Annotated in this window: 15 protein-coding genes; 4 read left to right on the top strand and 11 right to left on the bottom strand. The window is 37.4% G+C overall.

Annotated features, from left to right (window positions below; translation table 11 throughout):
• Nucleotides 1-24: 24 nt before the first annotated feature.
• Complete coding sequence (locus CBM15_RS03875) at nucleotides 25-477, top strand: SRPBCC family protein (RefSeq protein ID WP_087615801.1); 453 nt, start codon at nucleotides 25-27, stop codon at nucleotides 475-477.
• Between the two features lie 88 nt (nucleotides 478-565).
• Here CBM15_RS03875 and CBM15_RS03870 read toward each other — a convergent pair whose 3' ends face one another.
• The 5 genes from CBM15_RS03870 to CBM15_RS03850 all read right to left on the bottom strand — a co-directional run bounded on the left by CBM15_RS03870 (nucleotide 566) and on the right by CBM15_RS03850 (nucleotide 6,342).
• Nucleotides 566-1,696 carry a Ger(x)C family spore germination protein gene (locus tag CBM15_RS03870; RefSeq protein WP_087615800.1) on the bottom strand — a complete coding sequence of 377 codons (1,131 nt, stop codon included), beginning with the start codon at nucleotides 1,694-1,696 and terminating at the stop codon, nucleotides 566-568.
• Nucleotides 1,693-2,796 (bottom strand): GerAB/ArcD/ProY family transporter, encoded by a 1,104-nt coding sequence (locus CBM15_RS03865; RefSeq protein WP_239534728.1) that lies wholly within the window; start codon nucleotides 2,794-2,796, stop codon nucleotides 1,693-1,695. Before CBM15_RS03865 ends, CBM15_RS03870 begins: the two co-directional genes overlap by 4 nt.
• A gap of 5 nt (nucleotides 2,797-2,801) precedes the next feature.
• Nucleotides 2,802-4,409 carry a spore germination protein gene (locus CBM15_RS03860; protein WP_087615798.1) on the bottom strand — a complete coding sequence of 536 codons (1,608 nt, stop codon included), beginning with the start codon at nucleotides 4,407-4,409 and terminating at the stop codon, nucleotides 2,802-2,804.
• A 277-nt stretch (nucleotides 4,410-4,686) separates the two neighbouring features.
• A complete protein-coding gene (locus tag CBM15_RS03855) occupies nucleotides 4,687-5,775 on the bottom strand; it encodes a M42 family metallopeptidase (RefSeq protein ID WP_087615797.1) in 1,089 nt (362 codons plus the stop codon).
• Nucleotides 5,776-5,859: 84 nt separating this feature from the next.
• Nucleotides 5,860-6,342, bottom strand: coding sequence for a dUTP diphosphatase (locus CBM15_RS03850; RefSeq protein WP_087615796.1), 483 nt, complete (start codon nucleotides 6,340-6,342; stop codon nucleotides 5,860-5,862).
• Between the two features lie 90 nt (nucleotides 6,343-6,432).
• On the opposite strand from CBM15_RS03850, the gene CBM15_RS03845 reads away from it, so the two are divergent.
• The 3 genes from CBM15_RS03845 to CBM15_RS03835 all read left to right on the top strand — a co-directional run bounded on the left by CBM15_RS03845 (nucleotide 6,433) and on the right by CBM15_RS03835 (nucleotide 8,638).
• Nucleotides 6,433-6,813, top strand: coding sequence for a hypothetical protein (locus tag CBM15_RS03845; protein ID WP_008407719.1), 381 nt, complete (start codon nucleotides 6,433-6,435; stop codon nucleotides 6,811-6,813).
• A 92-nt stretch (nucleotides 6,814-6,905) separates the two neighbouring features.
• Nucleotides 6,906-7,583, top strand: coding sequence for an ABC transporter ATP-binding protein (locus CBM15_RS03840; protein ID WP_087615795.1), 678 nt, complete (start codon nucleotides 6,906-6,908; stop codon nucleotides 7,581-7,583).
• Between the two features lie 2 nt (nucleotides 7,584-7,585).
• Nucleotides 7,586-8,638 (top strand): ABC transporter permease, encoded by a 1,053-nt coding sequence (locus CBM15_RS03835; RefSeq protein ID WP_087615794.1) that lies wholly within the window; start codon nucleotides 7,586-7,588, stop codon nucleotides 8,636-8,638.
• A gap of 38 nt (nucleotides 8,639-8,676) precedes the next feature.
• On the opposite strand, the gene CBM15_RS03830 is transcribed toward CBM15_RS03835, so the two are convergent.
• The 6 genes from CBM15_RS03830 to thrS all read right to left on the bottom strand — a co-directional run bounded on the left by CBM15_RS03830 (nucleotide 8,677) and on the right by thrS (nucleotide 13,351).
• Complete coding sequence (locus tag CBM15_RS03830; protein WP_008407721.1) at nucleotides 8,677-9,267, bottom strand: peroxidase-related enzyme; 591 nt, start codon at nucleotides 9,265-9,267, stop codon at nucleotides 8,677-8,679.
• Nucleotides 9,268-9,395: 128 nt separating this feature from the next.
• Nucleotides 9,396-9,656, bottom strand: coding sequence for a DUF1294 domain-containing protein (locus tag CBM15_RS03825; RefSeq protein ID WP_008407723.1), 261 nt, complete (start codon nucleotides 9,654-9,656; stop codon nucleotides 9,396-9,398).
• A 69-nt stretch (nucleotides 9,657-9,725) separates the two neighbouring features.
• On the bottom strand, nucleotides 9,726-10,085 hold the full coding sequence (rplT, locus tag CBM15_RS03820) for a 50S ribosomal protein L20 (protein WP_008407725.1): 360 nt from the start codon (nucleotides 10,083-10,085) through the stop codon (nucleotides 9,726-9,728).
• Between the two features lie 75 nt (nucleotides 10,086-10,160).
• Nucleotides 10,161-10,361 (bottom strand): 50S ribosomal protein L35, encoded by a 201-nt coding sequence (gene rpmI / locus CBM15_RS03815; protein ID WP_008407727.1) that lies wholly within the window; start codon nucleotides 10,359-10,361, stop codon nucleotides 10,161-10,163.
• Nucleotides 10,362-10,396: 35 nt separating this feature from the next.
• Nucleotides 10,397-10,900, bottom strand: coding sequence for a translation initiation factor IF-3 (infC, locus tag CBM15_RS03810; protein WP_039967350.1), 504 nt, complete (start codon nucleotides 10,898-10,900; stop codon nucleotides 10,397-10,399).
• Between the two features lie 519 nt (nucleotides 10,901-11,419).
• Nucleotides 11,420-13,351, bottom strand: coding sequence for a threonine--tRNA ligase (gene thrS / locus CBM15_RS03805; RefSeq protein ID WP_008407730.1), 1,932 nt, complete (start codon nucleotides 13,349-13,351; stop codon nucleotides 11,420-11,422).
• Nucleotides 13,352-13,803: the final 452 nt, after the last annotated feature.

The raw sequence follows: 13,803 nt of genomic DNA, 5'->3' as shown, positions 1-13,803 counted from the left end.
ATAACTGATTTAGGAGGAATCATTATGCCGAACGCGATCCACACAGTGGAATTACCATTATCTAATGAGATAATATGGCTTTTTCTAAACGACTATAATAATTGGGCACCATTAATTCCAGGTTATATCGAGCACGAAGCAATACATGATACGCAGTTCACTTGGACTTTACTTGCAGATTTAGGGTTCACGAAAAAGAAGATTATTCTTCAAGTAGATATAACTGATTCTGTTGAACCGACTGATGTAAAATTTAACATAAAAGGTTTGTCCGACAACTTTGACGGGAACGGCTACTTTAACATTGCAACCGGCAATAACGAGTCCACTCAAGTAACAGGCAGCCTGGATTTATCTGCTGGCGGTTTTATGGGGATGATGATCAACCCTGTTTTGGAAAGTTTCGTACCTAAAGCGACGTCTGATTTAACGAACTCAATTGAAACAAAGCTTACTGCCCTACATGATGTAAAATAAACAAAAACCATTAACTTTCCTGACAATCGGAAAATTAATGGTTTTCGCCTTCCCCTAAAAACATTTCCCAAATTTGATTCATAGAGAACTATTGAAACACACCATCGCGTATAATTGTAGTATTTACTGTAACGTTCACTTTCATTTCGGAAAACATTTCATCCCATTTATTTTTATCGATATCCGCATTTCGATTCTGTGCTTTATAATATTCGCCAAACTGGAATATATCGGTATCGATTTCATGGCTATAGTCTATAATTCGATTAATTTCACTTTCAATTTTCTTGTTGATTTCTTTCTCAAGTTTATGAATGATGCTCGGATTATCCATGCTCACATCTGAGTCAACTTCCAATAACCGACAATCAATTTTAATCGTTAAATTGAATTCAGGCACTGCTGGATCCACTAATTTAATCTTCCGCTTTGAATTTATAGAGTCAATGGCTATTGGCAGTCCTTCCGAAGAATCAGAGGGGGATTTTTCCAATGTTGTTATAGGTATTTCTAATTCAAGCGTTCCACTATGAGTCTTCTCTTTAACCATCAATATATAAATTGATTCCTCTGCCGGGAGTTTGCCGACTATTTTCCCTTCGTTAAAAAAAGCTATACCAGATATTTTGATATTATTTTCTTCTCTTTCTAATATTGGCATGGAATAACTACCTATAAAGGATAGTTTATCTCTGTTAATTTCATGGAGAGTCGATGAAATAATATACTGCTTGTCTACATTATATTTAATTAATTGATAAATATGTTGTCCTAGATCTGATATATTTTCATACTTATACTCTAATAGTTCGTTCAAATCCCCTTCCACAGAAGCCATATATGTTGCGTTACTGATTTCGGAATTCATTTTCAAGATATGAATGTTCTCATTTAAACCTACTTTCGCCAGCTCTTCACCGTATAATACAACCCGTAATTGCCCTGAGCCAATAGTCTTCGATGTTTTTAAATCAATTTTTGAACGTGCCCCCCTACTTGTTAAAGCAGTTGCAGATTGCAATTCAATTTTACTTTCTAAATCCGGATTAATTTGTCGGATAACAGCAGTGGCGGCCAACTTATCATCATCAGCTAAATCAAAGCCTACCAATGTCGTTAAACTGATTCTTTCAAGGATTTTCTGTTCTGCACAACCTACCAAAAAAATAATACAGGCAAACAGTAAAATCAGTTTTTTAAACGTAGTCAGCTCATTCATTCCCTTCTCGCTTGTCGTTTAAAGACTTTTTTCTTAAGGAGAGCAATGAAATATAATAAGACAGGGTAAGCAAATACGATATAAAATGCATAGTACCCAAAATAGTTGTTGAATGTATTAATCTCAAACCGTGTCTCCACAATCAACGATCCTAAAAATATAAAAAGGGAGAAAATAACAACAAATTTTTTATCGGTTATGTTAATTATTCGGCTAACCCCCCGATAAGCAGACCATGCAAATAAACAAAGGTTCGGCAAAATTATCATCATCCAGTAACAGACCGTTATCAGTTCAATCCGTTCAAGAAATGGCAAACGGACAATGCTGAATAATGATAATGTTGCCCAAATCGTTTTCTCAAGCTGTTCCCCACTAAAAAAAGTTAATGTAACCAACATAACAAACAAATAAATAGCCAATGTAAACAGCAATCCAAAATGTACAAATTTTTGCGCTTTATTCTTTTCTTTGACATATGGATAAACCGTATTAATTATTTCAAAACCTACAATCGTAAGCGTCATCGAGTACGCTCCTTTGAGTAGACTTACAAAATCATTATCTAGTACAGGCAACAGGTAATTAACATTCGAATATTCAATAGGAAATAACAGTACAATTAAAATCCAGAGACTTAAAAAAAAGCTAAAAAAACAAACTCCAATTATTACTCGTAGGCCGCCCGTGAATGCATAACCTACAGTTATAAGCAGTGTAATGGTAATAAACGAAGAACTTAAGCCTGGAAATACCCATGTATTAATAACATCTGTATAATTTTTTATTATGGCAAAATACGCCATACCGCAATAAACAATATAGGTCAAATTAATAAAATTCCCTAAGTATTTACCAAATAAATCCAAATTCACTCCATAAATATCATTTGATTCGTACAATTCCAGCGTTTTAAAAATTATAAAGACAATAAAATGTGCAACAATAAAACTAATAATGATGGAAATCCAGGCATCTTGTTTTGCATCTTTATAGATAATGCTTTGAAATCCATGAACTCCTACACCTATTTGAGCAGAAGAAATGATGAAAAAGAGAAGAGGGGCATTGAATGTTTGAGTGGGATTAATTTGCAGCATGTTCTTCACTCTTTCACCTTCTCCTTATTACCCTTAAGTTTTACATGCATTTTTGAATAATCCGAATCCTCCACTCTAGCATTTGGCGATTTGCGAATAATAAACGGGTATGGCAGACGAATTAGACTATCTCCCAAATCTTTAAGTCTGGGTGGGTAAAATGGCGCCATATAAGGAGCACCTAAACTTGTTTGTCTTAATAAATGAATTAGCAGAATACAAAGAGCCAGCATTATCCCATAATAACCCCAAAACCCAGCTAAAATGATGATTGGAAAGCGAAGCAATCTAATAACATTTCCCATCATATAACTCGGTGTAATAAAAGAAGACAGCGCACATAGCGCGACAATAATAATAAGAATATTACTCGTAATCCCTGCCTCCACTGCCGCTGTACCAAGTACAATCCCACCGACAATTCCAATTGTTTGACCTATTTTTGTAGGTAATCGTGCTCCAGCTTCACGAAGCAATTCCATAATCAACTCCAGAAAAAGTGCTTCCAGTATTGGTGGAAACGGCACTCTAGCTCTTGATTCACTAAGTGGCACTAGAAGCGGCTGTGGAATCACTTCATAATGAAAAGTTAACGATGCTACATACATGGGGGTAAAAAAAATGGAAATAAAAATAGCCAAAAACCGTAACAATCTTATAAATGTTGCAATTGGCCATCGCAGGTTTTTGTCTTCTCTACTTTGAAAAAACTCTATAAATGAGTAAGGACAAAGTATCCCCATCGAACTGCCATCAACAAGAATGCCTATTTTCCCACTCAATAAACCATCGCAAAATCGATCTGGGCGCTCCGTTAATAACATTTGAGGAAATATAGACAGGGAGCTGTCATCGATTAATTCTGCAAGTTCCGCACTATCGATCAAATCTTCAATATCAAGAGCTTGTATTCTTTGTCGGACAGTATTTACATTTTGTTCTGATGCAACACCATCTATATAAAGTATAGAGAGCGATGTATTGGTCTGATTCCCAACCTTTAATTTTTCATTACTAAGATTTTTACTTAAAATAAACCGTCGAACAAGTGAGATATTTGTGGAGAGACTTTCATTAAACCCCACTTGCGACCCGATAACTTGCGATTCATTTTCAGGTGCAGACAAACCCCGGGATTCTCTTGCCGGAATAATGACCATAGTGACCAGTGCATGTCCCGCCACATGAATCATAACAGCGCCCGTTAACATAGTATCGATACTTTGATTTAATTTATTTTCCACGTTTACTTGTGACAGAGGTAACTGACTATTGATACTACTCGGTGTTCCTTCTTGTATGTTCTGCAAAACAGGTAATATTTTACCGTTTAATATATCTTCTTTTATTAAGTTATCGATATACAAAATAGTAATTGAATCTGTTACATATCGAATTACTAAATCAGCCGGTGAATGAATTTGCTCTTTTACTTCTTTTATAAAAACATCAGTTGAATCGGAAATGGGTTGCCAATCATCCGTTTTGGTAGTTACTTCGGAAGTTGATGAAGTAGATTGTTTTTTTTCATCCGGATTATCTTTTGAAGGCCTTGTTAAATCTCCTGTTTGTTTTTTGAACGTTGCCTTATTATTCTTTTTTTCAAAAAACATAAGCTTCCCCCATTTATCTAAAATTATACTTTTTGCTTACTCTATGTTTTGCTGATTAATGAATTCATTATCGCCAGATTATAGTCAAATATTCAAAAAATACTTATTTTATTAAGAAAATAGGTCGGTTGCGGAATGTACAGGGATATAAGAGGTTGGTAGTTAAAGGGGGCGATTTCAAAAAAATATCCATCTCCTTATAAGGAAATGGATATTTTTAATATTATAATATTAAGCTGCTAATTCCCCAAATTGTTCTATCTGCAGTTTTTATAGATTATTCAAATGTAATTTTATTTACTGCGTCACGGTCTAATCGTTTAATTACCTCTACAATTAATTTAACCGCATTATCATAATCATCACGATGTAAGATTCCTGCATGTGAGTGAATATAGCGTGTTGCAACACCAATTGCCAATGATGGTACACCATTTGCTGTAATGTGAATACTTCCTGCATCCGTACCGCCGCCAGCCATTGCTTCGAACTGGTATGGAATGCCCGCTTCTTCAGCTACATCAAGGACAAATTCACGTAAACCTGTATGAGATACCATTGATGCATCATATACGACGATTTGTGGACCTGCGCCCATTTTTGAAGTCGATTCTTTCGGTGTCACGCCCGGCGTATCGCCAGCAACACCAACATCTACAGAAAAACCGATATCCGGCTGTACTTTAAATGTAGAAGTTTTCGCACCGCGAAGGCCGATTTCTTCCTGTACATTCCCGACACCATACACGATGTTCGGATGCTTTTCGTCTTTTAATGCTTTCAGTACATCAATCGCAATCGCACAGCCAATGCGGTTATCCCATGCTTTCGCTAATAAATGCTTTTCATTTTTCATTACATTGAATTCGAAATATGGTGTAATCATATCGCCTGGACGTACGCCCCACTCCATTGCTTCTTCTTTTGAAGTGGCACCGATATCAACGAACATAGTTTTAATATCTACTACTTTGTTTCGAACATCTGCCGGTAAAATATGTGGTGGCTTTGATCCGATCACACCAATAAGTTCTTCCCCTTTACGTGTTGTAATTGTCACACGTTGGGCAAGCATTACTTGGCTCCACCAGCCGCCTACTGTCTGGAAGAAGACAAACCCTTTATCATCGATGCGTGTAACCATGAAACCAACTTCATCCAAGTGACCCGCAACCATAATTTTCGGACCGTTTTCATCGCCTACTTTTTTTGCGATTAAACTTCCTAAGTTATCTGTTTCCACCTCATCTGCATAAGGTGCGATATACTTTTTCATCACCTCACGTGGTGCACGTTCATTTCCTGGTATACCGTTTGCATCTGTTAAATCTTTGAACATTTGTAATGTCGCATCAAGCTTTGTCATGTCGGTTTTCCCCCTAATAATTACTCATCTTTATTATAGCGACAATATTTCGAAATGTGAAATAGTTTCTCGGCATTATGTAAATTAATAGCCATTTCGTTGTCGTTCATAATTCTTCTCATTTTTTAATTCATATGCATGCAAAACATCATCAATTGAAAAATCCAGGTTGTAGGCAATTATGCTGTATTGTTCCCACATCGCCCTGTAATTTTCTTCTGTTTGGTGCTGCAGAAAGGTCAGGATGGTCTGTGTCGTATTCAGAAAAGTTTCTGTTAACTCTTGCTTCTTCTTTAAATAGGGCCATTCCTCCAATAGAAAACCGCGAATATTTCCTAGTGAGAGCATAAAGTGGACCGAGTCAACATACTCCTCCAAAAGAACAGCTCTTTTTGATGGCCCCTTCGTTGACCAGAACTTGAAACAGCGTGTTTCATTGGCCAATTCACTTAGCTCAACTAATAATGCGAGGCCTTTTTCGGCAAATACATCTTTTTGTACTTGTTGGTTTTCTTCAATAAATCGGTCTAGCTGCCGTTGCTTTTCAAATAATTGACGAAATTGCATTAAAACATCCCTCTTTTTCAAAATAAAATGAAACTTTTTATACTACTCAATCGTATAGGAGGGAATCACCGTAAGCAAGGAGGAAGTTTCATGGCTTTATTGTTACGAATTGCCATCATCCTTCTCATCATTTACATATTTTACAGAGGGGTACGCTACTTAATCGACCCAAAGCGTAAATTGGATGAGGCCTATGAAAATGGACAATATTATTTTTATGATGATGTGAAAAACATTCGGAAAAACTTTTTCATATCGTATAAGGGGGCATTATTTGAAGGAGAAAAATATTTAGGTACGACGGACAATGCATTTGAAGTCGTAAGTATTTTCGTCTTTGTCCATGATGCGATGAAACTTCAAGGGTTTACGAAAGAGGATTTTATGTATTTGGAAAACGAGATTCTCATGAATTATCCAAACGCCTCGATTAATTGGAAAAATCCGATAGAAAAACTGATGAAAGACTAACTGGGGACAGCGAACCGTATGATTGTACGGTTCGCTTTTATGTTTGAAACCTTTTTCTTATATGTCCGTATAAATGGATGAGGTGAAATATTATGGAAATTGATATTAAGAAAGCAGGTTATATTGCAAATCAATCAAGCATTGAACAAATTGAATTTTCAATGCAGCCTGGGACTATTACTGGTTTAATTGGGGGAAACGGTGCCGGTAAAAGTACTACAATTCAATCAATGCTTGGTGTTATTCCTTATTTTGAAGGGACAATCGCCATCCCCTCGTACGGTTATGTACCTGAACGGCCATTATTATACGAGCATTTTACACTGCGTGAGCATCTTCAATTTTTAATTGATGAATTTAAAGAAAAAACACTTTGGGATAAGGCAGAGCAGTTACTTACACTCTTTCAAATAGACCAGCGACTGGATGATTTGCCGATATACTTTTCAAAAGGGATGCAGCAAAAAGTTATGCTTGTATTGGCATTTTTAGTTGAAAGACCACTTTACATATTGGATGAACCCTTCATGGGACTTGATCCGCGAGCTATGCGGGAACTGCTCGTTTTAATCGAAGAACGTAAACAACAAGGTGCCGCTTTTTTACTTTGCACACACCAATTAGAAATGGCTGAAATGCTATGTGATCATTACATTCTCCTCCACGAAGGAAAAATCCAGGCTAAAGGATCATTGAGTGAACTTCAACAAATGATTGGACTACCTATTTCTTTACTAGATATCTTTTATGAATTTCAAGGCAGGTTATAACTATGTTTTCAAAACGCCTTTATCGCTCGTATCAATTTAATTTTAACCTTATTAAATCAATCACAGATTGGACAGTCCTTCTATACCTTGTAGTACCTAGTATCATTATTGGCTTTTTCTTATATCGCGATTTCGCTGTTAATTTTCAGGTAATCGAGCTTCAGCAAAATTTCTTACTCACTCTGTTATTTGGATTAAGCTTTTTCCTAGTAAAATCATCCATACGCCTCTTTGTATACGATGCTGATTTGCTATTTTATAAGCAGCAAGTAAGGAAAATTAATCAGATTAAATTATTTGGTTATAGTTATTCATTTATATATTTTAACTTTGTTCTTATCATACTATTATCGCTCGCTTCACCTTTTCTTGTACTACCATTTTGGGAAGTACTTTTCGCTTTGAATATAATAAGCGTACTCCATATATTAATACAGTATAAATGTCAAAAGTGGTTTACAAAATGGCCGTTACTATTTATTATTAATGCACTCTTAATTTTTAACCTTGCTATTTTACCATTTTGGGTATTTTCCCTATTGCTTCTTGCTGCTCACTTACTTTTATTAAATACCGTACTAAGCAATCGTTACTGGACAATCGAAACTCGCTGGGAATACGAAGCCTTTTACGGGTGGATGAAGCACCTATATCAATTCAGCTTGGAAATGCGTCATTATATGCCAGCGAAGACAAAACAGCCGCTTATTTTACCTGCGAAAAAGAAAATATTAAGTACCCATCGTATCGATAATTTAATTTACAAAACATTATTGAGGAAACTGAATTACTTGAAATCACCGGTCCAGCTCATTGTCCTTGCCATTGCCCTCCTCTTCGTTCTTCCTATATGGGCAAAAGCAATCGTCCTCATATTTTCTTTTATCGGTTTAAACGTTGCCCTTAGTTCTATTCTAAACGAAATTAAACAAGCTCCTTTTTTTCAACTAATGTCAGTTCAGGAAAACGAGTGGCTTCAGGCAAAAACACGTTTAAAATATCGACTATTTCCTCCACTTGGCATTGTCATGATGCTCCTATTATTTATTAGTTAAAACAGAACCGGATGCTGCATTTTACTGCAGCATCCGGTTTACCGATTATGTCCGTAATGCCCGGGATTTGCAACTGCTCCAATCGTACTTACCCAGCGGTTAGTATAATTGAAGAACCCGGCAACATATGCGGCTTCCAAAATTTCATGGTCATTAAAACCCGCTTCACGTAGTAAATCAACTTCTTTTGTCGTTATTTCATTTGGATACCTTGTTACACGGTATGCATAATCACATAACGCACGCTGCTTTTCCGTAAGTTTTGCGGAGCGGTAATTGTATGTTAACTGGTCAACCCATCCCGGATTTTTTGTTAGCCCCCGAAGGACATCACTATGAGAAGTGAGGCAATAGCTGCAATTATTTGTCGAAGAGACGACAAGCCCGATCATTTCCTTGTCTGCTAATGATAAATACGTTGTTTCTTCATTGAACAGAGAATATTTAAATTCCAAAAATCCTTTATACTGCAGCGCATTCAATGGAAGAATTTTAAATAAATTATTTACAAACCCATTTTGCTCCTGCTGCTTTTCAACATGTTGATCGAAAAGTTGCTGTATATCTTCCGGTATTTCCTCTTCATTCGGCTTCTGTAAATAAGATAATTGCTCTTCGTATTTACTCATTTCATTACTCCCCGCTTTCGAATTTACTGAATTTATTATAAATTACAACTACTAATCTAACAAATGAATAATCTTTTTCTATGCATAAAAAAAGCACAGACAAATTTAGTCTATGCTCCAAGATCATATTAAAATAGCTGAACTAGTATAAATATATGAATTGCCCCAAGTAAAGGAAAGCCAAATGCAAATTGGTTATGCTTCGTTTTATGACGAAATAAATACATCCCTAAAACACCGCCAAGTGCGCCACCGAGTACCCCTAATGTTAATAGTGTTCTTTCGGAAATACGCCATTCCTTCTTTTTAGCGCGTTCTTTATCTATGTACATATATACGCATAGTACGAGTGAAACAACTGCGACATATGAAACTGCTGCTAATCCCATCTGAATCCCCCTAGTCAAAAAAAGACTGATAAGGAGCAAATCCCTATCAGCCTTTATTGTATACTAAAATTATTTAGCTACTGCTTTTTTAGCTTCTTCAGCTAATTGAGCGAATGCTGTGCTATCTGTTACAGCTAAGTCAGCTAACATTTTACGGTTAACTTCGATACCTGCTACTTTTAAGCCGTGCATTAAACGAGAGTAAGATAAACCGTTCATGCGAGCAGCTGCATTGATACGAGTGATCCATAATTTACGGAAATCACGTTTCTTTTGACGACGGTCACGGTATGCATATTGACCTGATTTCATTACTGCTTGGTTAGCTACTTTGTATAACGTGTGTTTTGAACCATAGTAACCTTTAGCTAATTTTAAAACTTTTTTGCGACGAGCGCGTGTTACTGTTCCGCCTTTTACGCGTGGCATAGTAATTACCTCCTGCTAATTCTTTCGAATGCTGATTTTTATTTTTGTTATTAATAATCTTTTAAACGGTCAAGATTATTTCATGTAAGTTAATAATGTACGGATACGCTTGAAATCGCCTGAAGTTGCAACTTTCGCTTTACGTAAGTGACGTTTTGCTTTAGTTGATTTGTTAGCGAATAAGTGAGAGCCATAAGCACGGTCAAATTTTAATTTACCAGTACCTGTTTTTTTGAAACGTTTCGCAGCTCCACGGTGAGTTTTCATTTTTGGCATGTCGATTTCCTCCTAAACTTGTTTCTACATACGTATTATTTCTCTGTCTTCGGTTGAAGAACTAAGAACATGCTTCGGCCTTCCATCTTCGGTTTTTGTTCAACCGTAGATACTTCAGCACAAGCTTCAGCAAAGCGATCTAGCACACGCTGACCAATTTCTTTGTGTGTGATTGCACGACCTTTAAAGCGAATTGAAGCTTTAACTTTATCTCCTTTTTCAAGGAACTTAATCGCATTACGTAATTTCGTTTGAAAATCATGTTCATCGATTGTCGGGCTCAAGCGAACCTCTTTCATCACGATAACTTTAGAATTTTTACGAATTTCACGGTCTTTCTTTTGCTGATCGAACTTAAATTTACCATAGTCCATGACACGAGCGACTGGTGGCTTGGCTTGAGGGGCCACAAGGACAAGATCCAAGTTAGCACGAGCGGCAATTTCCAACGCTTCTGTACGCGTTTTTAAACCAAGCTGATCACCATTGTGATCAATTAGACGAAGTTCTCGCGCGCGGATGCCTTCGTTTACATACATGTCTTTGCTAATATTAATCCACCTCCAAGTGTTTGTCGCGAATACATGAGTTGGTGTAAAGTATAACCCTGTCGAACGGTACAACTCTGCGTGATGTCCATATGTTCTTCTTGTTTTACAAACAAAAAGGACGGACATTTGAGATGTCCGCCCGCTATATGTGCATACGCATTCATGCGTAAAACAATTCAACGTTTCTAATACCTGCACGTAACTTATATAAAAGCACTTGTCAGGTGAGAAGCGGGCAGCCTCTACTTTCAAACTTTTGTATTCATAACTTAAATAATCTTAACATGAGATCCAATTACCGTCAAGCATTTTTATATGATTAATTTACTTTAAAAAATAAATGAAATTAATTTTCACTTCCGGGTTTCACTCAAAATATTCGTGGTATCTAATTAGGGACCAACATTTTATCGAAATGTAAAATATGTTATTAATATCGATATCGAAGCTTGCTATTATTGACGACAAAAAAGGTGACCCACAAAATGCGGGACACCTTCTTTTTTATTATTTCTTCACTTCTGCAGTAATGTCTGCCAGGAACTGTTCAAAGCTGATTGTTTCTGAATCCTTCGAACCGTAACGGCGGATATTTACCGCATTTTCTGCAACTTCTTTATCTCCAAGTACAAGCATGTACGGGATTTTTTGCATTTGTGCTTCACGGATTTTATAACCTAGTTTTTCTTCGCGGTCATCCATTTCCACACGGATACCAGCTGCAGCTAATTTTTCTTGTACTTCGCGTGCATAATCATAGTGCACTGCGTTTGATACAGGAATAATTGTTGCTTGCACTGGCGCCAACCAAGTCGGGAATGCCCCTTTGTATTCTTCAATTAAGAATGCAACGAAACGTTCCATTGTCGATACAACACCACGGTGGATAACAACTGGGCGTTGAGGCTGACCGTCTTCACCAATGTAAGAAAGGTCGAAGCGTTGTGGTAATAAGAAGTCAAGTTGTGCAGTCGATAAAGTTTCCTCTTTACCAATTGCTGTTTTTACTTGAACGTCTAACTTCGGACCATAGAATGCTGCTTCATCTTCAGCGATGAAGTAGTCATAACCAAGCTCATCCATCGCCTCTTTTAACATTGCTTGTGCAGTTTCCCACATTTGATCGTCATCAAAGTATTTCTCAGTGTTGTTCGGATCGCGGTAAGAAAGACGGAATGAGAAATCTTTAAGATCAAAGTCTTTATAAACTTCTAAAATCAGTTCCACTACTTTTTTGAATTCTGCTTTAATTTGATCCGGACGTACGAAAATGTGTGCGTCATTTAAAGTCATTCCACGTACTCGTTGCAGACCAGATACGGCACCACTCATTTCATAACGGTGCATTGTACCAAGTTCTGCGATACGGATTGGTAAGTGACGGTAAGAGTGCAGACCGTTTTTGAATACCATCATATGGTGAGGACAGTTCATTGGACGTAAAACAAGTGTTTCATTGTCCATTTCCATTGGCGGGAACATGCCATCTTGATAGTGCTCCCAGTGTCCAGATGTTTCGTATAATTTTTTCGAGCCTAGCACTGGTGTGTAAACGTGTTTGTAACCTAAAGATAATTCTTTATCTACAATATAACGTTCAATAGTACGGCGGATTGTTGCACCGTTTGGTAACCAAAGTGGTAAACCTTGACCAACTGTTTGGCTAGTCATGAATAAATCCAGTTCTTTACCGATTTTACGGTGGTCACGTTCTTTTGCTTCTTCAAGCATTTGAAGGTGGTGCTTCAACTCGTCTTTAGTGAAGAATGCAGTACCGTAAATACGTTGCAGCATTTTGTTGTCTGAATTACCGCGCCAGTAAGCACCTGCTAAAGATAATAATTTGAACTCTTTTAATTTGCCTGTAGATGGTACGTGTACACCACGGCAAAGGTCAAAGAAATCGCCTTGGTAATAGATTGATACTTGGTCATCTGCCGGAATTGCTTCAAGTAGTTCTAATTTGTATTCGTCGCCGACTTCCTCGTATATTTTTTGTGCTTCATCACGAGAAACGTTTTTGCGCTCGATTTCGATGTTTTCAGCAATAATTTTTTTCATTTCTTTTTCGATTGCTGGTAAATCTTCTGCAGTAATCGGTGTTGGTGAATCGATGTCATAGTAGAAGCCTGAATCGATAACTGGACCGATACCTAATTTTGCATCCGGGTAAAGACGTTTTACTGCCTGTGCTGTTAAGTGGGCAGTTGAATGGCGAAGAATTTCTAACGCTTCGTCTGATTTGTTAGTAATGATTTCGATCGCACCATCTTGTTCGATTCCTGTTTTGGCATCGATTAATGTGCCGTTGATTTTCCCGGCTAAAGTTGATTTTTTAAGACCTGGGCTGATTGAGCCTGCAACGTCTAATGTAGATGTTCCCTTGGCAAATTCCTTCACTGCGCCATCCGGGAATGTTAATTTGATCATTTCTGACATGTTGTTGTCCTCCTTTATTAATTTAAAAAACAAATTATTTTGTATTGAAGAGCGAAGGGCATTTTGAGACTAAACTAGTTGATTGGAGTGAAGGCGGTGACTCCTGGGGGAATAGCGTGACGCCTGAGACTACAGGCTCAGGCCACGCCCCCGGAAAGCGTCCGCCGTAACGGAAATCAACGGTATTAGTAGCTTCTCTTATTTTTTAGGCAAAATAAAAAGCACCGTCCCAACAAAGGGACGATGCTGTATGCTCGTGGTGCCACCCTTCTTCCTTCTTCGCAAAACGAATCAGAAGCTCTCGGTCAGTTAACGTACTGAGAAACGATGACGGATTGGCCCCGTCACTGCTCGAAGGTAGTAAAGTAAAACGCTTGTGCTAGGAAGCTTGCAGCCGTGTCTTCCCTCTCTAAAAGCCAGTTCGTTAAACTTGTTGTCCTCTTCAATGCATT

Origin of the sequence: Solibacillus kalamii (assembly GCF_002174535.1) — a bacterium.
Taxonomy (GTDB): Bacteria; Bacillota; Bacilli; order Bacillales_A; family Planococcaceae; genus Solibacillus; species Solibacillus silvestris.
This window is presented reverse-complemented; position numbering and strand designations above follow the sequence as displayed.